The sequence below is a fragment of the Petrotoga sp. SL27 genome, assembly GCF_002924605.1.
Classification (GTDB): Bacteria; Thermotogota; Thermotogae; order Petrotogales; family Petrotogaceae; genus Petrotoga; species Petrotoga sibirica.
Window position 1 is genome coordinate 54,982 of record NZ_JAIP01000013.1, and the last position, 22,439, is coordinate 77,420.

The following is a 22,439-nucleotide window of genomic DNA, read 5'->3' on the forward strand; positions in this document are numbered from 1 at the left end:
ATGGCTTTTGCTATAATTTTCAAATTTGGATTTTGGACTTTTTTTGTATTAATATATGCATTTGTTGCTACAACTGTTGTCATTTTAGAAAGAAAAAGACCAGAAAAAACCATAAGTTGGCTTTTAATATTTGCCGTAATCCCACTTATAGGATTTGTAATCTATCTTTTTTTTGGAAGGAACTGGAAAAGAAGAAAACTTACCAGTGATATTTACTTGGATTCAAAACCTACTTTATCTGAAAAAGAAAAAGAATGGTTAACGAAGGTACTTGGGGAAAATGATATTCAATACTTACAACTAATTAATCTTTTAAAAAGAAATTCTAAGTCGCCTTTATTTTTGGGAAACGACATAGAAATTTTTAAAAATGGGAAAGAAAAATTTGCTTCTTTCTTTAAAGAAATTGAAAACGCAAAAGAATCTATTCATTTGGAGTACTATATTGTAAAAGATGACGAAACAGGCAAAAAGCTCAAAGATCTTTTGATAAAAAAGGCTAAAGAAGGAGTAGAAATTAAATTTATCATGGATAAAATAGGTTCAGGGCGCCTAAAGAAAAGCTATATAAAGCAATTAGAAAATGCAGGAGTTGAAATTGCTTTTTATAGCTATTTTTTATCCCCTTTACTTAAATTTGTGAATACCCAAGTAAATTATAGAAATCACAGAAAAATAGCGATAATTGACTCTGAAATTGGCTTCATCGGAGGGATAAACATTGGAAATGAATACATTGGTAAAAGTAGTTTGGGATATTGGAGAGACCTCCACTTAAAAGTTAGAGGAGAGGCTGTAAACGGACTTCAAAAAATTTTTTTTGAAGACTATCAAACAATTGTAAAGGCAGAGAGGAAAAAAGAAAAAATAGATCCTGGTAAATATTTTAAAAAGCAGGAGAGAAAAGGGGACTCCTTAATACAAATAGCGGTGAGTGGCCCAGAATCAGAAAATTCATCGATAATGCAAATGATCCACAAGATGATTAATATTGCTAAAGACCATATATACATAGCTACACCGTACTTCATCCCAGATGATAGCATTCTTTCAGCTTTGAAAATTGCTGCCCTTTCTGGTATTAAAGTAAAAATCTTATTTCCAGGAAAGATGGATCATTTTTTAGTATATTTTGCTTCAAGAACATATTTGGAAGAAATTATAAAATATGGCGTTGAAGTATATTTTTACAAAAAAGATCGATTCATACACTCTAAATTCGTATCCATAGATGGTTTAATATCAACCGTTGGAACAGCAAATATAGATATTCGAAGCTTTGAACTAAATTATGAGGCAAATTTCTTAATATACGATAGGGAAAAAACTCAACAAATAGAAGATATTTTTCTTGAGGATTTAAAAATTAGTTCTCACATTTCTCAAGATTACTTTAATAATCAGCCTTTCCCTATCAAATTCACAGAAGCATTCTGTAGGATTTTCTCCAATCTTTTGTAAAAAATAAAATTTTTACTTGACAAACCTTATTGATTGATGTATAATTTAAAAAATTAAATTTCAATTAAGCGAGGGTTACTATGAAAAAAATTTCATTACAATTTTTAATAAATCCTCTCGATACTTTAAAATCAAAAAATAATCAATATTTCTACTTTTGGTATTGGAAAGACACCCAACTTGGTGCCTTCCATTACCTATTAGCGAGCAAGTAGGTATAAGAAGATCAAGTGGGTGTCTACGAAAAAGTAGACACCCTTTTTTTATAAGAAATACGTAAAAAAACAAAATCTCCAGGAGGTGTAAGGGTATGAAAAAAGTGTTAACAACTTTGTTTATTGTTTTTCTATTTACATTTACTTTTGGTGTAAAGATTGGTATCACACAAATTGTGGAACACCCTGCTTTAAACAAAATTTATCAGGGAGTAATTGATTATCTTGAAGAGTCAGGTGTAGACTTTGAATATGAGCATCAAAGCGCACAAGGTAGCTTTCAAAATGCAATAACTATAGCTAACAAGTTCAAAACTGATGTAGATATAATAGTTGCAATAGCTACCCCTTCCGCTCAAGCAGCCGCAACCGAAATAAAAGATAAGCCAGTGGTATTCAGCGCGGTTACGGATCCAATCAGTGCGGGTTTGATACCCAAATTTGGTAAAAATCCAGGAAATGTTGTTGGAGTAAGCGATATGGTCCCTGTTGAAACTCATGTAAACCTCATGAGAACAATATTTCCTGATGCCAAAAACTTAGCGATCCTTTACAATACTGGCGAGGCTAACTCGGTTTTTTTAGCAGATCAAACTAAGAAATTTGCTCCCCAATTGGGATTCAATGTAATTGAAATCACAGGGACGAACGCTAACGAACTTGTAACTTCCCTAAACGCTCAAGCGAACAGGATCGATGTTGCCTATCTATACACAGATAATTTGGTTGCTTCATCAGCTGAAATCTTAGGCCAAGTATTTGAAAAAAACAAGATCCCGGTAGTTGCAGGAGACATTGATATAGCAAGAAAAACATCCGTTTTAGGTTTTGGCTTTGACTATTATCAAGTAGGAATAGAAACAGGGAAAATTGTCCTCGATCTCATAAACGGCATAAAACCTAACGAAATTGAGTCTCGGATAGTAGGAGCAGACGCTCTAACGTTTTATATAAATTTGGATAGAGCCCAAACTCTAGATGTAAATATACCTCAACAATTTTTAGACATTGCAGATGAAATAGAAGGAATACTATGATCGGGACAGAAATTTAGGAGGAAATTTATGGATTTAGTGGGTATATTAGAACAAGGATTAATAGCCTCCCTAGTTGCCATGGGCGTGTTTATAAGTTTCAGAGTCATCGACCTTCCGGATTTAACGCCGGATGGATCGTATGTGTTGGGAGGGGCCGTAACCGTTGCGTTTATGTACGCGGGTCTGCCTTGGATAATATGTATGCTTCTTGGTGGTTTAATGGCAGGTTTTTTCGGGATAATAACCGCTCTGATACATAACAAATTAAAAGTCAATTCCTTGTTAGCCAGCATATTGGTTATGACAATGCTCTATTCGATAAACATTAGGGTCATGAATGGACCGAACGTTTCCGTTCCAAAAGAAATAACAGCCCAGCAAGAAGCACAATACACCGAAAAAACGAAGTTAGATGACATTTTAGGCATGAGTAGCTTAAAGGAAAATCAAAGTAATTTACAAATAAACGAAACCAAAAAAACCTTATCTCCATTCAGAGAAAACTCTGGATATAACTCTACCATCTTAATAGGATCGGTGGTATTTGTATCTGCTCTTTTAACAATAATCTTTTTGAGAACGGAGTTAGGAATTGCGCTCAGGGGGTACGGAGGTAACAAGGCAGGAATCAAAAACCTTGGTATGAACCCTGAAATTATGAGTATAATCGGATTACTTTTGGGAAATTTCTTTGCGGGGCTGTCAGGATCCTTGTTCTCAATGTACGGTGGATTTTCAGATGTGAATATGGGTCAAGGCATTGTTGTAATTTCTTTAGCAGCGGTTATTTTGGGGGAGATCATATTTGGTAAGCTAAATCTGTTCTATAACATGCTATGCCCCATCATTGGAGCTGTTATCTATCAATTTTTACTGGCATTAGCCATGAGATATGGTTACATAATCGGCTTCCAATCAAGCGATATGAAACTAATAACTGCGTTGTTCATAATATTAGTAATAGGATTAAGGAGGGTAGAATTTAAAAAATGGTTGAGCTTAAAAACATCAGAGTAGTATACAACAAAAATCAGATTAATGAAAAAAAGGCTTTAGACAAATTTGAATTAAGTATTAAAAAGGGAGAATTTGTAACTATCATAGGTCCCAACGGTGCTGGGAAAACAACGCTTCTTAAAGTCTTAACAGGAGAAGTAGTGTTGGATCAAGGGAGCTTTACATTAAATAACACAAGCATAAAAAGAACAAAACCCTACAAGCTCTTTCGAAATGTTGGCATAGTGTATCAAGAACCTGATAGAGGTGTATTTCCTGAGCTAACCCTCGAAGAAAATTTGATCTTGGGATCCAAAAAAGGAAATAGATTCTTTTCATTTGGAAAATACGAAGGATTAGAATTGTTGAAATCTTTAAACATGGGCTTAGAAAACAGACTTAAAACAAAAGTCAAAGAATTTTCCGGAGGGCAAAAACAGGCCCTCGCCATGGTTCTTGCTTCTATAACAAAGCCTGATCTTCTGCTATTAGACGAACATACCGCGGCTCTTGATCCCAAAAATGTTGAAAAGGTGATGGAACTAACTATGAAGATAAATAAAGAGTTGGGATTAACCATTATAATGGTCACACACAACATGAAAATAGTAGAAAAATATTCAAGTAGAATAGTGGAAATCAAAGATGGAAAGGTTACAAAAGATTTTGTCTACGAAAAAACACATAACACAGAAGAACTAAAAAAAGTAACAGCTAATTGACAAATAAAATACTTCTAAATTATCTTGTTGACGCTCTATCCCATAGGGCGTCTTTACTTTTTTAATCAATAATAGAATATGGTATAATATTTAAAACAAATTGGTTCATATTTTGAAAGGACAAGATACAAAATGAGTGTAAAAAAAGTAGATGTTTACAAAGAGATAGATGATCCAAATAGGAATTTTTTTATCTCAGCATCGGCGGGAACGGGCAAAACTTATATTCTTACACAATATTTTATCAAAGTGTTAGAAAAGAATTTTCCAAATGCCGAGATAGTTGAAAACATTCTTACAGTGACCTTCACAAACAAAGCCGCCTCTGAAATGAAAAATAGAATTATGGAAGAAGTTTCCAACAAATTGGATGAAAAACCCCCTTATGGCACCAGCAAAGTAGAATGGTACCAATATTGGAACGAAGTAAAAATTAATTTATCCCGCTCATGGGTCAAAACTATAGACAGTTTTTGCTCAAGAATAATAAGAGAAAACAACATTTCCATGGGGGTAGACCCAAATTTCAGTATAATAAGCGACTTTCAAAGAGATCGAGAAGTTGAAAGATCGGTTTATTCAGCTTTAAGAGTTGCCTTAGAAATATATCAAGATAAAGAAATAGATTGGCTCAATTTCTTGTCCATAAAAAGAAAGGAAAAAATAGAAAAGTATATTGAAACTTTGAATAGAGAAAAAACAAAATTTAAAGAATCCTTTAAAAAAATACTTTCTGAAAGAGGCTTGGACGAGTTTGAAAAGATAATTCAAGATGTTGTTTCCAACTGGCGCATTGAAATGTCAAGAGTCTTATTAACTAACGATTTAGAATTAGCAGATAAAGAACTCTCTGAGCTTTACAAAAACTTTTTATGGCTTGTAAAAATTATTTCTCTTATCGCTAGTGAATTCTATCTGGGATTAACCACCGATAATTTTTTATACGATTTCAAAGCGGTTTTAGAAAAAGTTGTAGAAGAATTCGAAAATAACCCCGATCTTCTTAAAAAGTATCAAAATAAATTTAAATATATCATAGTTGATGAATTTCAAGATACTAATTATCTTCAAAAAGAAATCTTTGACAAACTCCATACCACAGATAATTATTTTTTTTATGTTGGAGATAGAAAACAATCCATCTACCGTTTCAGAGGAGCGGATGTTTCTGTATTTTCACGTTCTTTAACAGAAGCTCAAAATTCTGATGAAGAGATTCTTTTAGGAAAATTAACTAAAAATAGAAGATCCCATCAACAAATCATAAATTTTGCAAATCATCTTTCTGAAGTTTCTTTATTTAAAAGAGAAAATTTACAGATGGAAGACATCGATCCCAAACTTTTAGAAAATCTCTCCTTCCAAGAAGAAGATATATCAGAACCCGAAATCCCTCCCCAAGAGACCGAAACGATCCCTACTTTGAGTGAAGATGATACTAAAAGAGTTAAATACATATTAATTGAACCCACTGATGAAAATGGATTAAACAACCAAGAAAATCGTCTTGCCATTGAAATAGAGACGTTGGCAAAAGTTATAAAAAAGTTGTTAGGACAAGAAATGGATTTCAAAGTAAGAAAAAATAATAAAGTATATTATGAAAGAAGAAAAATAGAACCAAAAGATATCGCTGTCCTTTCAAAAGAATTAAAAAATACAGAGAAAATACTTAGAACCACCTTTTTTAAATATAATATACCCTTTTATATATTCGGCAGCAAATCTTTTTACAATAGACCAGAAATTCAAGCTATTTTCGCTGCCCTTAACTCAATTCAAAATCCTTTTAACGACTACCAGTTTGTCAGATACATGATGTCACTTTTAGTAGGCATGAGCTTTCAAGATCTTTCCAAATTGGTAGAAAAAAGGCAAGGAAGTTTTTTTGAAACGTTTGAAAATATGCAAAGCGAATTCCCTGATGATGTAGTGGAAAGTTATAAAGTGCTTAAAAAGTACAAGGATCTCAAATATTATTTAACTCCTTCTTCCATACTGAAAGGTATAATAAACAACAACAATTACTTCTCTAAACTCGTTTTAACAAACGATCCTGAAGTTTCAATATCCAATATAAAAAAACTTATAAATCAAGCCGAAGAATACAACAATATGGCAAATTCTTTTTCTGAATTGGTCAGATTTTTGAAAAATGCCTCTAATATCTCAGAAGAAGAGGCTTCTATAGAAGATGAAACCTCTAACAGTGTGAAAGTAATGACCATCCATAAATCTAAAGGTTTGGAATTTCCTATTGTATTAATGATCGGTTTACACAACTCTATTTCTGGGACAAAAAATGGTTCCTATGCGGAATTTTCGATCCCTGATGCGGCGGGAAACAGATATTACCTCTTGAAGAATGTATTTAAAGAGAGCGTAGAAAACAGTGATCATTGGCTACTCAAATGGTTTAAAAACAACGAGTTTTTAGATAAAACGGAAGCCAACAGATTAGTATATGTAGGAATAACAAGAGCAAAAGACTTGCTGATACCCCTCCTAGTGTCAAATGAGAAAGCCGATACATTAAATAATTTCTTCCTAACAGTAAAAAATTCAAATACCATAGATATAATTCATTCAGATAATATTCAACAACCAAAAGAAAACGCTCCCGAACCTCTAAACAAAGATGAAGAAAATACTTTGTTTAAAGATATACCTCACCAAAATCTTAAAGACTTAACCAATCTCTCGTATAAAAAGTACATAGCCCCAACTTACATAATCAATGAAATAAAAACTAACGAATTAGATTTAATAGAAGATCTCAATGAAACCATTCTATCTCCTTCAACTTATTTTGATCCAAAAAACATTTTTTCAGATCAAGAGCTTATTTTTAGAGGATCCTTTTTACACTCTAAACTAAGAAGTGCTCAAAATATAAGTCACATAAAAAATATGGTAAAAAACGGAGAGTTACCACAAGGTTTTGATGAATTAGATATAGTAAAAAGAGCCTTCTCACCCTCTGAGAATAAAGTAATAAAAAATGAATGGAGACTCATGAAAAAATTGAATATAGGAAAAAAAGAATATATGTTATTTGGGATTCCTGATAAAGTTATAATAGAAAAAGGTGATATTGAGATTTTGGATTACAAATATTCAGACTTGAAAGATCCAAAAAAAATTAAAGATTACGAATTTCAAATACTTTTCTACCTTTACCTATTATCCGATTTTGGGAATCCAAAAAGAGGTCACATAATAAGTATCAAAACATTACAAGATCCCATAACTCTTGAATACGACCCACAGTTTGAAGAGCGATTGATCTCACAACTTTCGAAAGAGGAAGTTACAAATGAATTTTGAGAATATGCCAGAACTCCATTGGAAATTTGGTTATTTCCTAATCTTAGGAATTATGGCAACAATAGCTGTAATCATGATAATTATATTCAAAAAGAAAAAAAGGTTTTGAATTACAAATACCTATAAGGGGGTCTAATTACATGAAGGAAAGTATAATTAAAAAAGTAGAAGAATTAAAAGAAGAAATTATTGAAAGTTCAAAAAAGTTCATATCAATTGACTCTGTCAACCCACGTGCGGGAGGGCCTGGGGAAAAGGAAGTTGCAGAATGGTTAGAATCTTTGATTAGCGGTTGGAATTTCGATGAAATTAAAAGATACGACGCTCCAGACGATGCTGTTGAATATGGATACAGGCCAAACATAGTTGCAACCTATAAAGGTCAAAACCCACAAAGAACTATTTGGTTTGTAACTCACATGGACAAGGTACCTGCTGGTGATATCAAATTATGGGAAACAGATCCTTTTCAACCGGTAGTAAAAGATGGAAAGATTTTTGGAAGGGGAAGCGAAGACAATGGGGCTTCCTTAATATCAACATTATATGCCGTAAAAAGCATTATGGGTTTAAAAGTGAGACCGAAAAACAACATTGCCTTAGCTTTGGTTTCAGATGAAGAAACCGGTTCAGAATTTGGAATAAAATACTTATTAAAACAAGGAATATTCAAACAAGAGGATTGGTTCTACGTACCAGATGCCGGGGAACCTGATGGAAGCTTCATCGAAGTTGCAGAAAAATCGATTATGTGGTTAAAAATAACAACTCTTGGAAAGCAAGGCCATGCATCTATGCCCAATATCTCCATTAACGCCCATAGAGCTGGCATGGATTTCGCAATTGCAGCCGATAAATATTTCCACGAAACTTATAACCTACAAGACGACCTCTTTAATTACCCATACTCTTCTTTTGAACCAACAAAGAAAGTATCCAATGTTGAAAACATAAATACCATTCCCGGCACGGATATCATATATTTCGATGGAAGGATTCTTCCAAACTATGACGTTGAACAAATAATAAACACTCTTAAGAATCTATCTAAAGAATATGAAAAGAAATGGAATGTCAAAATAATAATTGAAGGGGAACATATTGAAAAATCAACCAAACCCACCCCAAAAGAACACCCTTGTGTAGAAATATTAAAAGAAAGCATAAAGGAACTTAGAAATATACAAGCTAAGGTTGGTGGAATAGGTGGAGGTACCTGTGCGGCGATAGTCCGTGGGGCAGGGTTCCCCGCTGTTGTTTGGTCAACGATCGATGGAACCGCACATCAACCTAACGAATATGTGAAAATAGACAATTTAATTAAAGATACCCAAGTTTTCGCATACCTTATGAGTAATTTATAATTCTTATTTTTAACCTTAAAGATTATATTGGGGGTTGTATGATGTATGTAAAATTATGGCAAAATGATACTTTTCAAACAATTGAATACACAGAAAACTTGCAAAAAGCCTTTGATAAAATAAGCAATGAAGAAGAAAATCTGGTCGTTTTAAGACGCGATGGAACTTTGTACAACCTCATCACTTTCAACGATATAGCTACATTTTCTTCTTATGATTTAGATACGAAATTAATAGAAATATTAGATCCTACCGATTCTTTTTTATTTGACAATGATTTATTAGAGGATGCGCTAGTTTTGATGTTAGAAAACAGAGCTAGAATTTTACCTGTTGTTGATAATGAAATGCATCCTGTGGGAGTCTTCGGACTTTTTGAAGTATTAAAATCCTTTAAAACAATCTCTGCCATGGACGAAACAGGAACGCGAGCGGTAATAAAGATAGACGACATTCCTGGTGAACTAAATAAAGTTTTAAGCATATTTGCGACCCGAAAAATCAACCTTCTTTCTCTAATGACAGCCAAAATAAGTGATAAAAAAAGAATGATCAGTCTAAAACTTGGTATTAAAAATATTGATCTCATTTCTGATATATTAGATGAGGAAAATATAGAGTATGAAGGTATATACGAAGAAAAGGGAGATAAAGAAAGCTGAAAAAAAGCCAATTGTGAGTAAAGAATTAATCATTAGGAGGCAATATTATGAAAATAGCTTACGTATCCTACGAAGTTTCCCCATTTGCTAAAGCCGGAGGTTTGGCAGACGTAGCTGGGGCCCTACCAAAATATATTAAAAATGCAGGAGAAGAAATATACGTTATAATGCCTTTTCATAAAAACATAGAAAATAATTTTGAAATTTCTAAATTTCAGCTTGTAAAAACAGGCTTAGTACCTGATTCACATACACATAAGTCCCCTTTTAGTGTCTATAAAAGTTATTTAGAAGGTTCCTCTGTAGTAATTTATTTCATAAAAACCGATTCTCTCTATGATTCAAAAAACATATATGATGAAGAAAATATCTTTTTGAAGACTTCGTACTTCTGTGATTCTGCTTTAAAAACTATAAAAGAATGTGAACCAGACACAAACGTTATCAACGTAAACGACTGGCACACTTCTCTTATACCTGTATATCTAAAAACCTATTATTTACAAGACAATATATTAAAAAAGATAGCCACGATATTAACTATTCACAACATAGGTTATCAAGGGCTTTTTAGCCCTGATGTGTTAAATCAGGCTGGATTACCAACTTACCTCTTCAACATGAACGCTCTGGAATATTATGGAAAAGTAAATGTGTTGAAAGGCGGAATTTTGTTCAGTAATATAATAAATACCGTGAGTCCCACGTATGCAAAAGAAATACAAAGCGAAGAATACGGTTATGGACTAGAAGGTGTATTAAAGGTTCGATCTGAAGATTTGTTTGGTATATTAAACGGCATTGACTACAGTATTTATGACCCCTTAAAAGATACTCATATTTTCCATCCCATTAAATCATACGAAGACAAGTTAAAAAATAAAACAAGTTTGCAAGAACACCTAGGTCTCGCTAAGGATGAAAGTAAAACCCTAATCTCTTTTATTGGTAGACTCTTTGATCAAAAAGGAATCAATTTAATTTCAAAAATAATAGACATGTTGCTACTCACTGATATTCAATTTGTACTATTAGGAACAGGAGATAAAAAATATGAAGAGTATTTTGCTACCTTGACAAAGCTTTATCCAAAAAAGATATCCATCAACATAACCTTCGATGTCGATCTAGCTCAAAAGATATACGCTGGATCTGATATATTTTTAATGCCCTCTAAGTATGAACCATGTGGATTAGGCCAAATGTACTCAATGAGATACGGTACCGTTCCTGTTGTAAGATACACAGGGGGGTTGAAGGATACGGTCTCGGAATACAACCCAAAAGATAAAAAAGGAACAGGATTCGGATTTTATGAATACCAAGAAGCCGATTTATTGTACACGTTAATGAATGCCATATTCTTTCATCAAAAAAGAAAAGATGACTGGACTAATATTTTTGAAAACTGTATGAAAGAAGATTTCTCTTACGAAAAAACCGCTAAGAAATACATCGAATTATACAAAATTGCCCTTGACAAAAAACGGGGTTATTAGAATGATGGAATTGAGAAAAGATCCTATAATAAAAAGATGGGTTATCATATCTTCCGAAAGATCGAAAAGGCCCATGGATTTCAAAAAACAGCATCAAAAAATAGAAACTTCCTTCTGCCCTTTCGATTATGGAAATGAATACAGTACTCCGGAAGAAATAATAGCATTTAGAGACGCTAACTCTACTCCAAACTCCCCAGGATGGTGGGTTCGTGTTGTGCCAAATAAATTTCCAGCACTCCACTCTGAAAACGAACTGAAAAAACAAGGTATCGGGATATACGACCAAATGTCTGGTTATGGATACCATGAAGTAATAATAGAAACTCCACAACATAACGCAAAATTTGCAAATATGCCAATAGATCAAATGAAAGAAATAATATGGGCTTACATAAAAAGGTTTCAAACAATAAGAAAAGACAAAAACATAAAATACATTCAAATATTCAAAAACAAGGGGGAAGAGGCTGGTGCTTCTCTTTCACATCCACACTCACAACTTATTGCCACTCCTATCGTTCCTATCACGATTAAATCGGAAATAGAAGGATCCAAATCTTATTATGAGTTTCGAGAAAGATGTGTCTATTGTGATATAATAAACCAGGAGTTAAAAGACAAACAAAGGGTAGTTTTCAAAACAGATGAGTTTATTGTTATAGAACCTTACGCCTCCAGATTTCCATACGAAACATGGATACTTCCACTAAAACATTCACATGACTTTGGATCCTTAGAAAACGAACCGACATCAGTTGAAGATCTAGCAAAAACTCTTTCTATTATAACCAAAAGGTTTGATAAAAAACTCGACGATCCACCATTTAATCTATTCATCCACACTTCACCGTTTATAGACGGACTGGAACTATATTATCATTGGCATATAGAAATATTACCTAGATTAACTAATGTCGCTGGTTTTGAATGGGGCACAGGCTTCCATATTAACCATGTTTCTCCCGAACAAGCCTGCAGTGACCTCATAGAAGAAAAAGACATTCTTTAAAAACTAGGAGGATAAAATGATAGATTTAAAAGATATATTTTACGAATTTTCCTCAAGAAATGTACTTGAATTAATCAGAAAAATCTCTGATTTTCACAGAGCAAAAGGTAGCTTGGAATATTCCAAGGCGATAGAAATAATTCAAAATTATTTGAAAAATTCAACATTGTTGACCTTTCCTATGAATAAAACTTACAACACGTGGCAAAGTCCTCCAAGCTGGAATCTAAAGGGGGGTTATTTAAAATATCAAAAGGGGAAATACATAGTTTCTGATCTATCTCTAACACCTATCTCAGCAATATTTCTATCAGATAAAACAGATGGCATAGAGAAACTGAAAGTCTTCGATGTAGGAAAAGGAGAAAAAGAGGAAGACTACAAAAATTTTGAATCAGGAAATGCGGTATTGGCTGATGGCAATCCCACCTTAGTCTACCACTATGCTGTAGAAAAATTCAACGCGAGGTGTGTCCTCAGTTATTACATGAAAGCTCAGGATAAATCCATAGGAAGAACTCCAGAACTCTTACCCAATACCATTAATTATACTTCTTTCCCGAGTTTTAAAAATAAGTACGCCTTTGGTTACGCTTTATCTTATGATCAATTTCAAGAATTAAGGGAAAAGCTTAAAAAAGGAAAAGTTTACATAGAAGCCTTTTTAGATGCAGATCAAGGAACAAATACCCTAGAAGTCTTACAAGAAAACATAGGTAAAGATGCCGATCAACCAGCTATTATTTTAACTGCTCATCTGTGTCATCCAAAACCGGGAGCCAACGACAATGCAAGCGGCTCAGCACTACTGGCAGAAATAATGAGAGTATTAGAAAAATTCCAAGACCAATTAAACAGAAAAATCATTGGTCTTTGGGTAGCAGAGATGTACGGTACAGCCGCTTATTTAACAACAGAATTCCCAAAAAACGCTTACGTTATAAACTTAGATATGGTGGGAGAAGATCAATTTAAAACAGGGTCTACTCTTAAATTAACTGCATCCCCCTGGGCAATACCTTCTTTTTTAGCGGAACTTCTTTATGTGAACTTAGAATATCCTGCTTTTAGATTATCTTTCGAAAGATATTCAGGAGGTTCTGATCATTACATGTTTTCAGACCCCAGCTTGGGAATACCTGCTGTGTCATTAACAAATTGGCCCGATAGATATTACCATTCAAGCGACGACACGGTTGATAAATGTTCAAAAGACACCCTTGACTGGATAGGAAAAGCTGTGTTAAAAAGTATCTACGATCTAGACAACATGAGTGAAGAAGTTTTGGCACAAGTAAAAGGCAAAATTATAAACAATCATTTCAAGTTAGTCAATGCTCAAAGCAAACTTATCACCAATTATGTAAACTACATGACATACCTAAAGCTAAAGCAACTCTCTAAATATGGAGATGTTGAAGAAGAATTAATTGAATTTTTTAAAGAAAAAATTGACTTTGATTTGATCCCTTCACAAAAAAGAAAGGTAAGAAAAAATATTGGACCGATTTCTGATTCGTGGCACAATATCGAAGATATAAAATGGATGAACCAAATTAGAGAAAAAATACCTAACTTTAGAGATTTCATGGATGTATTTTTAAATATATTTGAACTAGGATTTTCAAAAGAAGATGCTATTTTAATTGCAAAAGCAGAGTTGGGAATTGAGGAAGATTTAAAATCTGAAGTTGAGCATTATTTGCAAAGATTAAAAGAAGAAAAATTAATCGAAATATAAGATTTTTCTTATTATATTAGGGCACTCTATATGAGTGCCTTATTTTTTATTTTTAAGAAAAAGCAAGGTAAACGCTTTTAAATAGATCTAAACCTTCGTAATCGCTCATAATCTGCTGTAATTAAACTTGACTATTTTTGTAAATAGATTTATAATTTTCATAAACTTACTTTCGATAGTAAAGAAAGTAAGATAATAAAATTATTCTAAAATTTATAGAAAAGAGGAGAAAAATTGGCTTTAGTAGGTAGCAGAGAATTAATTAGGGATATAAATGAAAAAACCATATTAAAGGAAATCTTTTTAGAAAAAAAAATTGACAGAGCTTCACTAGCAAGAAAAACAAGTTTGAGTGGTGGAACAGTCACAAAGATTACCTCTGATTTACTAAAGAAGGGTTTGATCAGGGTAGTTGGGGAAAGCAATTCGACCGGAGGAAGAAAACCCATTCTATTATGCATTAACCCAGATTTCGGAAATATTTTAGGTGTGAAGATAGGTTTGGGATATCTTCAACTGATAATCACTGATCTAACTGGAAATATCTTATCTCAGGAACGAACAGAGTTTGGAGAAGAGTTTGACCCCCATAAAATTTCCTGTCTGATTAAAGAATACGTTGAACAAAAAAGCAAAAATAATTTAGTCGGAGCTTCTGTAGCTGTTTCAGGTACAATCGATTCAACAAAAGGTGTTGTTCTAGATTCTTTTATTTTAAATTGGAAAAACGTTGAACTTGGCAAAATCTTAAAAAATATCTTAAAGGTACCTGTTTACATAATAAACGATGTTGATTCTTTCACACTTGCTCACTTATGGAAAGGAAAATTAAAAAATTATAAACATGCGTTAGTTATGACTCTTGGGGTTGGCATAGGGGGTTCACTTATTGTAAATGGAAATCTTTACACTGGAAACGGCGGCGCCGGAGAAATTGGACACATGACTATAAAAGAGAATGGAAATAGATGTAGGTGTGGTAGCTATGGATGCTTAGAAGCAGAAGCTAGCTTTGAATCTTTGGTTAATAAGATCTACACAAAAAGTGAAAACACTCTTCTCAAAGAATATTATAAAACGTTTAAAAATACGGAGTTATCAGAAATTGACTTTATAAGATTAGCTTTAAAAGAAGATCCTCAAGTATCACACGAGGTTTTCAACGAATATTCAAAATTAATAGGAACAGCCATAAAAAATTTAATCAATATTTTTACTCCTGAATACTTTTTGATAGGTGGAGAAGCCTTAGAGTTTTCAGATTATTTCTTAGAAAACTCTATAAACTATGCAAGAGAAAATGCCTTCGGAACTTTAGGTGAAAGGGTGATTTACGATGTTGATAACTTAGGACCAAAAGCATGGATGTTGGGTGGTGTGTATCAAGTAATTCAAGAGGAGATGTTTTATATCAATGTTTGAGGAGGAGGTATTATGAAAAAAGCATTCTTTTTGTTGGTTGTGGTACTTATTAGCACCTTCATGTTAGCTCAGGTTAAGGAAGTTATTTTTTGGCATAGTTATTCTACTGCTTCTGGAGAGTATAAACTATTAACTGAAGAAATTATACCGGAATTTGAAAAAGAACATCCTGATATTAAAATTACAGAAGTTCAAGTTCCTTACGATGAAATGAGAAGAAGATTGATCGTAAGCACAGCAGCTGCACAATACCCTGACGTTATGAGGATGGATATTATCTGGGTCCCACAATTTGCTGATATTGGCGTCTTATTGCCAGTCGATGAAGAATTTCCTAAGGATTTTCAACAAATTAAAGATGATTTTTTACCTGGCCCACTGGCTACAAATTACTGGAAAGGTCACTATTATGGAGTTCCTTTGGATACAAATACAAGAGTTTTGTTATGGAACCGTGAAATGTTTGAAGAAAGTGGATTAACTTCGCCTCCAACAAATATGGCAGAATTTATTAAATATATCAAAACTTTAACCAAAGATACTGATGGAGACGGACAGATTGACCAATGGGGTTTTGCAGATACTGGTTTCGGACCATGGAATAGTATGGCTTGGATATATTCTTTTGGTGGTCAAATCCTTGATCCAACAAATTCGAAGGCAAAAGGATACGTAAATGCACCTGAAAGTGTCGAAGCTTTAAAAACATTTAAAGATTTATACAATCAAGGCTATATTGCTCCTATCGGAGGAGGGGGAATTGGTGTATTAGAAGGATATGCTGAAGGTATTTATGCTATGACCTTTGATGGCCCATGGTCTTGGAGTATTATAAAAGGTCAGTATCCCGATGCAGAAATTAATTATTCCCTCATTCCTGCTGGTAAAGGCGGATCCAAGTCTGTTGTCGGCGGTGAAGACATAGTTATTTTCAACTCTACTAAATACAAAGAAGAAGCATGGGAATTTGTAAAATTCTTGACCTCAAAGGATGTTCAGCTAAAATTTGCAACTGTAGGTCAGATGCCAATATTGAATGGATTACTTGACGAACCTGAAATTAAAGAACATCCATTCTTCCCAGTTTATCTAAAACAATTAGAAACAGCAGTTCCTCGCTCCCCTCATCCTGCTTGGAACGAAATCAACGATATTTTGGATAGTGCCTGGCAAAATGCGGTCATAGGAGGAGTAGAGGCACAGGATGCTTTAGATAACGCCGCTTATGAAATTGAAGAAATTCTGAATGACTATAGATAAGAATGGAAAGTAAAATTCTAGGTGGAGGATATTCTCCTCCACCTAATATAATTTCTTGTATTATAGGAGGAATAAAGAATGACTAGGAAAAAGAGAAGAAAATTGGTGGGCCTTCTTTTTGTCTTGCCTGGTTTGATCAGTTATTTTGCGTGGACTTTGTACCCGATTATAAAAAGTTTTATTATGAGTTTATATAAATGGAATATTAATCCTAATATTCCTAATAAATTTATTGGCTTAAAAAATTATACCCAATTATTTCAAGATCTAAAATTTTATGTAGCTCTTAAGAATACGATTTTTTATACACTAATTACGGTTCCTGGACAAATGATTTTTGGCTTTTTAGTAGCTCTCCTTTTAAATAGAAAAATGAAAGGTCAAACTTTATTTCGGTTGCTGTACTATTTGCCTGTCATCACTTCTTGGGTAATAGTCTCAATATTGTTTCAATATCTCTTTGCTGCAAGAGGAGGTTTAGTAAACTTTCTATTAAAAGACTTGCTTCATATAATACAGAAGGATGTTCCATGGCTATCCAACCCAAAAACAGCAATGATACCTATTTACACATTGGGCATATGGAAAGGCATAGGGTGGTCGATGCTTATTTTCTTAGCCGGACTTCAGGGAATACCTAAACAACTTTACGAAGCGGCTTCTTTAGACGGAGCTAATAGCTGGCAAACCACAACTAAAATTACTTTACCTTTAATGGTACCCACAATTGTGTTCGAACTTGTCATGCTTACAATTGGCGGATTTAATGTTTTTCTTTCGGTTTACGTTATGACTGGCGGGGGACCGATGGGATCAACGGAGGTCTTGTCTTCATATATGTTTAAAGAAGCCTTCGATTACTTCCATTTTGGTTACGGGTCAGCAATATCAGTAATTTTCTTCCTTATTGTTTTTACCATAGCTCAAATCCAAAGGAAACTATTAGCTAAAAGAAGTTTCTAATAAGGGGTGAAAAAATGCAAAGAAAAAAATCAAAAAAAATAATTAACATAATTGTTTTTTGTATTTTAATTTTAGGAGCAATAATAATGACTTTTCCATTCTACTATATGTTTATAACTTCCTTAAAGGAAACAAGTTATATTTTCACCGTTCCACCTCAATTAATCCCTAAGCCTGCCACATTCCAAAATTATATAACCGTCTGGAAAGAAACAGATTTTGCCAGATACTTTGTAAATAGCGTTACCATAACGCTTCCTGCAATTATTTTGAATGTTCTATTATCCACTTTAACGGCATATGGATTTGCAAGGTATAATTTTCCGGGAAAAGAAACTTTTTTCTCCCTTCTAATTGCTACTTTAGCCGTACCGGGATTACTTCTCATAATTCCTCAATTCGACATTGTTAGTAAAATAAGATGGTTGATGGATAACAAAATTACACTTATTTTAACAGGAGGCATAGGAGGGATTGCATTCAACGCCTTTTTTTTGAGAGGATTTTTTGAGGCTATGCCTGTTGAATACGAAGAAAGTGCAGAATTGGATGGAGCCAATGCCTGGCAGAGATTTATTTATATAGTTTTCCCACAAGCTCTCCCTCCTGTAGGAGCGTTAACTATAATGTCTTTTTTGGGAATATGGGATGACTATTTTTGGCCATCTTTGATATTAACTTCAAAGAACAATTGGACATTGCCTATCGGTATAATGACTTTCAAAGGTCAATTTAGCGTTCAATGGAATGTTTTATTTGCAGGAACTATGATTTCTTTGGCACCCGTACTAGTAGTTTATGTCCTCTTCCAAAAGTATTTTATACAATCAGTTTCTGAAGGAGGTTTAAAACTTTGAAAGGAGGAGCTTTTAATTGCGTAAGAAAATCATATTTTTAAGCTTTTACAACTTGCTTTTATTCGTATCAATATTTGGAGGTGAAAGTATGGACATTTTGTTTGATAAATCATTTTATTATCCAAATGATTCTATAAATCTAAGATTGTTGAATCTTCCTAACGAAACTAAAAAAATTAAAATTGTTATAACTAAAGATATTCAAACAATCAATGAATTAAGTATGAACATATCTAAAGTGGGAGAAATCATGCAAATATCTTTAAAAGCTCCTTCTAAAGTTGGAGGGTATGGATTAGACTTTTATGTAAATGATAATCTGATCTTAAGCAGGGGCCTTTCGGTTTTAAATTCATGGACTGAGTCGCCTCGCTATGGGTTTTTAACAGATTTTGGCGAAGGAAGATTTAACACCGAAAAAACGATGGATTATTTAGCCCAATACCATATCAACTCTTTGCAATATTACGATTGGATGTATGATTATGGATATCTAGTTGCTAAAAAAGAAAATTACAAAGATGCCTGGAATAGAGAAAGAAATATATCAAATTCTGTTTTAAAAGAATTAATTAGAGAAGGGCATGAAAATAATATTTTTTCTATGGCTTATGTCCCTATTTACGGTGTAGAAAGAAATCTTGGCTCAGACCATCCCGAGTGGTTGTTATACGAAATAAAAGGTGAGAATTATGAACCGGTTGATTTTTATCAAAAAATTTTAATCACAAATACTTATCAAGATTCAGGTTGGACAAAATTTCTTATACAACAATGTAAAGAAACTTTAAATTTTGGATTTGATGGGATACATTTAGATCAATATGGATACCCTAAAGATTATGCATCTTTTTACTTAGAAGATAACGAATATAAACCTTACATAACATCTAAAGGTTTTAAGGAATTCATAAATGAATTGAAACAGCAAACAGAAGCTCCTGTAATCTTTAATTATGTTAATAATTGGCCTAAGGAAATTCAATCTCAAACTAAAGCAGACATGATTTATATTGAACCTTGGGAATCATGTAATACATATGAAGATATGTACAAAATGATCAAAGAAGCTAAGGAAAGAAGCAAAAAGGATGTCATAACTGCTGCTTACATTAATCCCTCTTTTGAAGAAAATATTACTTTGACCGATGCTGTTATTGCAATAAGTGGTGGAAGAAGATTAGAACTGGGAGAATATATGTTAATACTTGGAGGACCCTATTTCCCTGGTGACGCAGATATTGTAAGTCAAGATTTACTAAATAAACTTAGGAATTACTACGATTACCAAGTAAGATATGAAGAATTATTTGATATCCTTGAAAAAGAAGTAGAATTAAAAGGAAATAATTTATCTTTGAACCCAAAAAAAGATTCTATATGGTACAATGTTAAGATGAATTCTAAGTATGTTTTCATTAATCTTGTCAATTTCGTAGGGATAAGCACAGACTTTTGGAGAATGAAAACAAAAAAACCCAATACAATCAATGATATAGAAATTTTTATTCCTTTAAACAATATTAAAAATGTATATTTTGCTTCAGCTGATAATCAGTTGTTTTTTTCAAAAATAGATTTTTCAGAAACAGAAAATGGGTTAATTGTAAAAGTTCCAACAATTGAATATTGGTCAACTATTCTGATGGAATTAGAATAAAAACTTGAGGAGGATTTATCCATGTTCACAATGATGCAGTTAACGCAATACACTACTTTGTACAGAAGCGGCAAACCTTTTAAAACAGGGGCGGTGATCGTTGAATTAGAAAGCAAAGATTTCCAACAAAACGATACTTTCCCATATTTTCAAGTTGAAGAAGAAAACAACAAAATAAATTTCGTATACAAGATGTCAAAAGAAGATGTTGTATATGGATTAGGAGAAACTCTTGGGGCATTGAACAAAAGAGGTAAAATCTACAGATTCTACAACACAGATGATCCTGAACACACCCCTGAAAAAATGTCTTTATACGGTTCTCATCCTTTTATGATCTTGGATGGAAAAAGTACTTTCGGATTATTCATTGATTATCCTTCTGAAATTATCTTTGACATAGGATTCACAGATAAAGATATTTTAAAGATAACCGTTCCTTCAAAAGATTTTGATTTGTATATCTTTGATACTGATGAAAAGCTATCCATAATAAAGGAATACTTTAATTTAACAGGTAAACCTTACATCCCTCCAAAATGGGCCTTTGGGTTTCAGCAATCAAAGTGGAGTTATTTCTCTGAAGAGGAAGTTAGAAATGTAGCAAAAAAATTCAGAGAAACTGGAATCCCTTGTGATGTCATTTACACAGATATAGATTACATGGATAGTTACAAGGTTTTCACAATAAACAAAGAAAAATTTCCTAACTTCGAAGGGATGGTGAAGGACCTAAAAGAAATAGGAATAAAAATTATACCGATTATAGACCCTGGGGTAAAGATAGAAAAGGAATATGAAATGTACGAAGAAGGTAAGCAAAAAGGCTTTTTCTGTGTGGATGAAAAGGGTAATGACTTTGTTGCAGCTGTTTGGCCCGGACCTACGCACTTTCCAAACTTTTTGAACTCAGAAGTTAGAAGATGGTGGGGTAAGAAGTATAAACTCTTTACAGATATGGGAATAAAAGGCTTTTGGAACGATATGAATGAACCTTCAATATTTTATACTCCTAAAGGTTTAAACAAGCTTTTTGAACTGTTGAGATATTTGGAGGAAAATAAGGAAAATGCCGGAATAGAGGTTTTCTTGGCAAAAGAAACACTTTTAAACATAGCCAACAACAAAGAAGATTATAGTAGCTTCTTTCACAAACTAGATGACGGTAGTTTAATAAATCACGATACAGTTCATAACTTATATGGATTCAATATGACGAAAGCGACTGCAGATGAGTTGAAAGAGTTATTACCGAATGAAAGATACCTGCTACTGTCAAGAAGCAGTTATCCTGGCCTTCACAGGATGGCTTCAATATGGATGGGAGATAATAAATCTTGGTGGGAACATATGCTTGTTAATATAAGAATGCTGCAATCTTTAAATATGATGGGATTTTTCTACACAGGGGCTGATGTTGGTGGCTTTGGAGCAGATTCATCTGCCGAATTAGTCATAAGATGGATGGAGTTAGGAGCATTCACACCTTTTTACCGAAACCACACCGCACTAAATACAAGGTCTCAAGAACCTTGGCAGTTCGACGAAGAATCATTGAACATCATGAGAGATATAGTGAGGCTCAGATACGCTTTCATACCTTATACTTACTCAGAATATATGAACTCCGTGAAGGAATCGGTCCCATTTGTAAAACCTTTATCTTTTGTATTTGAAGGGGATAGGGTAAAAGATATAGAAGATCAGTACATGTACGGAGATTCCTTGATGGTGGGAACGGTTCATGAACAAAACAAAAAGGGAAGATACGTACACTTGCCAGAAGTGAAGTGGCTAAATTGGACAGCTTCTAAATACGAAGAAAGAAATATGAAGGTTTATGAACCGGGTGATTATTACATTGAGGCGGATTTAAACGAAATTCCTCTTTTTATAAAAGAGAATAGCTTGATAGTTCTGTCCGAACCTATGAATTATGTTGGTGAAAAAGACATTACAGAACTGACAGTCATTGGTTTGGTTAGCGATCACGCTATTTACAATTATTATGATGACGATGGAACTACTTACAACTTCACAAAAGGTGAGTTTGGTAATTTAAAGATAGATATAACAAAAGTAGACAGCGATTTCAAAATAGATGTGAAACCATACGATCCAGCAAATATTTTGAAAATAAAAAAGATCCATTTCGAAATATACGACAGTGATGGAAGTGTCATCAAAAAAGATATGCTCATTTAGAAAAGTCTTGGGATACTCCCAAGTCCTTTTTGTCTA

Annotated in this window: 17 protein-coding genes; all 17 read left to right on the top strand. The window is 33.4% G+C overall.

Going from position 1 to position 22,439, the window contains the following annotated elements; genetic code table 11:
* The 17 genes from cls to AD60_RS05850 all read left to right on the top strand — a co-directional run bounded on the left by cls (window position 1) and on the right by AD60_RS05850 (window position 22,403).
* Window positions 1–1,461, top strand: a complete 1,461-nt coding sequence (gene cls, locus AD60_RS05770) for a cardiolipin synthase (RefSeq protein WP_103876716.1) — start codon at window positions 1–3, stop codon at window positions 1,459–1,461.
* 310 nt (window positions 1,462–1,771) lie between these two features.
* The gene (locus AD60_RS05775; protein ID WP_103876717.1) at window positions 1,772–2,713 is read left to right on the top strand and encodes an ABC transporter substrate-binding protein; all 942 of its coding nucleotides are present in this window, start codon (window positions 1,772–1,774) and stop codon (window positions 2,711–2,713) included.
* A gap of 27 nt (window positions 2,714–2,740) precedes the next feature.
* Window positions 2,741–3,730 carry an ABC transporter permease gene (locus tag AD60_RS05780; protein ID WP_103876718.1) on the top strand — a complete coding sequence of 330 codons (990 nt, stop codon included), beginning with the start codon at window positions 2,741–2,743 and terminating at the stop codon, window positions 3,728–3,730.
* Entirely contained in the window at window positions 3,703–4,431 is a 729-nt protein-coding gene (locus AD60_RS05785; RefSeq protein ID WP_103876719.1) for an ABC transporter ATP-binding protein, read from the top strand. The genes AD60_RS05780 and AD60_RS05785 overlap by 28 nt, the downstream gene beginning before the upstream one ends.
* A 132-nt stretch (window positions 4,432–4,563) precedes the next feature.
* Window positions 4,564–7,758 carry an exodeoxyribonuclease V subunit beta gene (locus AD60_RS05790; RefSeq protein ID WP_103876720.1) on the top strand — a complete coding sequence of 1,065 codons (3,195 nt, stop codon included), beginning with the start codon at window positions 4,564–4,566 and terminating at the stop codon, window positions 7,756–7,758.
* The gene (locus tag AD60_RS05795) at window positions 7,748–7,867 is read left to right on the top strand and encodes a CorA family divalent cation transporter (RefSeq protein WP_103876721.1); all 120 of its coding nucleotides are present in this window, start codon (window positions 7,748–7,750) and stop codon (window positions 7,865–7,867) included. Before AD60_RS05790 ends, AD60_RS05795 begins: the two co-directional genes overlap by 11 nt.
* Window positions 7,868–7,898: 31 nt before the next feature.
* Window positions 7,899–9,122 carry a M20 family metallo-hydrolase gene (locus tag AD60_RS05800; RefSeq protein WP_103876722.1) on the top strand — a complete coding sequence of 408 codons (1,224 nt, stop codon included), beginning with the start codon at window positions 7,899–7,901 and terminating at the stop codon, window positions 9,120–9,122.
* A gap of 38 nt (window positions 9,123–9,160) precedes the next feature.
* Complete coding sequence (locus tag AD60_RS05805) at window positions 9,161–9,784, top strand: CBS domain-containing protein (RefSeq protein WP_134080048.1); 624 nt, start codon at window positions 9,161–9,163, stop codon at window positions 9,782–9,784.
* A gap of 47 nt (window positions 9,785–9,831) precedes the next feature.
* Window positions 9,832–11,283, top strand: coding sequence for a glycogen synthase (locus tag AD60_RS05810; RefSeq protein ID WP_103876724.1), 1,452 nt, complete (start codon window positions 9,832–9,834; stop codon window positions 11,281–11,283).
* A 1-nt stretch (window position 11,284) separates the two neighbouring features.
* On the top strand, window positions 11,285–12,295 hold the full coding sequence (galT, locus tag AD60_RS05815) for a galactose-1-phosphate uridylyltransferase (protein ID WP_103876725.1): 1,011 nt from the start codon (window positions 11,285–11,287) through the stop codon (window positions 12,293–12,295).
* A gap of 16 nt (window positions 12,296–12,311) precedes the next feature.
* Window positions 12,312–14,036: a DUF4910 domain-containing protein gene (locus AD60_RS05820; RefSeq protein WP_103876726.1), complete on the top strand. Its 1,725-nt coding sequence runs from the start codon at window positions 12,312–12,314 to the stop codon at window positions 14,034–14,036.
* Between the two features lie 234 nt (window positions 14,037–14,270).
* Entirely contained in the window at window positions 14,271–15,458 is a 1,188-nt protein-coding gene (locus tag AD60_RS05825) for an ROK family protein (RefSeq protein WP_103876727.1), read from the top strand.
* A gap of 12 nt (window positions 15,459–15,470) precedes the next feature.
* Window positions 15,471–16,718 carry an extracellular solute-binding protein gene (locus AD60_RS05830; protein ID WP_103876728.1) on the top strand — a complete coding sequence of 416 codons (1,248 nt, stop codon included), beginning with the start codon at window positions 15,471–15,473 and terminating at the stop codon, window positions 16,716–16,718.
* Window positions 16,719–16,796: 78 nt separating this feature from the next.
* The gene (locus tag AD60_RS05835) at window positions 16,797–17,681 is read left to right on the top strand and encodes a carbohydrate ABC transporter permease (RefSeq protein WP_103876729.1); all 885 of its coding nucleotides are present in this window, start codon (window positions 16,797–16,799) and stop codon (window positions 17,679–17,681) included.
* 14 nt (window positions 17,682–17,695) lie between these two features.
* Entirely contained in the window at window positions 17,696–18,538 is an 843-nt protein-coding gene (locus AD60_RS05840; RefSeq protein ID WP_103876730.1) for a carbohydrate ABC transporter permease, read from the top strand.
* A gap of 16 nt (window positions 18,539–18,554) precedes the next feature.
* Entirely contained in the window at window positions 18,555–20,198 is a 1,644-nt protein-coding gene (locus AD60_RS05845; protein WP_103876731.1) for a glycoside hydrolase family 66 protein, read from the top strand.
* A gap of 21 nt (window positions 20,199–20,219) precedes the next feature.
* Window positions 20,220–22,403 carry a TIM-barrel domain-containing protein gene (locus AD60_RS05850; RefSeq protein ID WP_103876732.1) on the top strand — a complete coding sequence of 728 codons (2,184 nt, stop codon included), beginning with the start codon at window positions 20,220–20,222 and terminating at the stop codon, window positions 22,401–22,403.
* The last annotated feature ends 36 nt before the right edge of the window (window positions 22,404–22,439 follow it).

What these genes read in the sequence shown, in the direction of transcription:
- AD60_RS05805 (WP_134080048.1), top strand. Translation starts at nt 9,161, where the DNA reads ATGATGTATGTAAAATTATGGCAAAATGATACTTTTCAAACAATTGAA.
- AD60_RS05840 (WP_103876730.1), top strand. Translation starts at nt 17,696, where the DNA reads ATGCAAAGAAAAAAATCAAAAAAAATAATTAACATAATTGTTTTTTGT.
- AD60_RS05835 (WP_103876729.1), top strand. Translation starts at nt 16,797, where the DNA reads ATGACTAGGAAAAAGAGAAGAAAATTGGTGGGCCTTCTTTTTGTCTTG.
- AD60_RS05830 (WP_103876728.1), top strand. Translation starts at nt 15,471, where the DNA reads ATGAAAAAAGCATTCTTTTTGTTGGTTGTGGTACTTATTAGCACCTTC.
- AD60_RS05790 (WP_103876720.1), top strand. Translation starts at nt 4,564, where the DNA reads ATGAGTGTAAAAAAAGTAGATGTTTACAAAGAGATAGATGATCCAAAT.
- AD60_RS05810 (WP_103876724.1), top strand. Translation starts at nt 9,832, where the DNA reads ATGAAAATAGCTTACGTATCCTACGAAGTTTCCCCATTTGCTAAAGCC.
- cls (WP_103876716.1), top strand. Translation starts at nt 1, where the DNA reads ATGGCTTTTGCTATAATTTTCAAATTTGGATTTTGGACTTTTTTTGTA.
- AD60_RS05820 (WP_103876726.1), top strand. Translation starts at nt 12,312, where the DNA reads ATGATAGATTTAAAAGATATATTTTACGAATTTTCCTCAAGAAATGTA.
- AD60_RS05785 (WP_103876719.1), top strand. Translation starts at nt 3,703, where the DNA reads ATGGTTGAGCTTAAAAACATCAGAGTAGTATACAACAAAAATCAGATT.
- AD60_RS05775 (WP_103876717.1), top strand. Translation starts at nt 1,772, where the DNA reads ATGAAAAAAGTGTTAACAACTTTGTTTATTGTTTTTCTATTTACATTT.
- AD60_RS05795 (WP_103876721.1), top strand. Translation starts at nt 7,748, where the DNA reads ATGAATTTTGAGAATATGCCAGAACTCCATTGGAAATTTGGTTATTTC.
- AD60_RS05850 (WP_103876732.1), top strand. Translation starts at nt 20,220, where the DNA reads ATGTTCACAATGATGCAGTTAACGCAATACACTACTTTGTACAGAAGC.
- AD60_RS05780 (WP_103876718.1), top strand. Translation starts at nt 2,741, where the DNA reads ATGGATTTAGTGGGTATATTAGAACAAGGATTAATAGCCTCCCTAGTT.
- galT (WP_103876725.1), top strand. Translation starts at nt 11,285, where the DNA reads ATGATGGAATTGAGAAAAGATCCTATAATAAAAAGATGGGTTATCATA.
- AD60_RS05800 (WP_103876722.1), top strand. Translation starts at nt 7,899, where the DNA reads ATGAAGGAAAGTATAATTAAAAAAGTAGAAGAATTAAAAGAAGAAATT.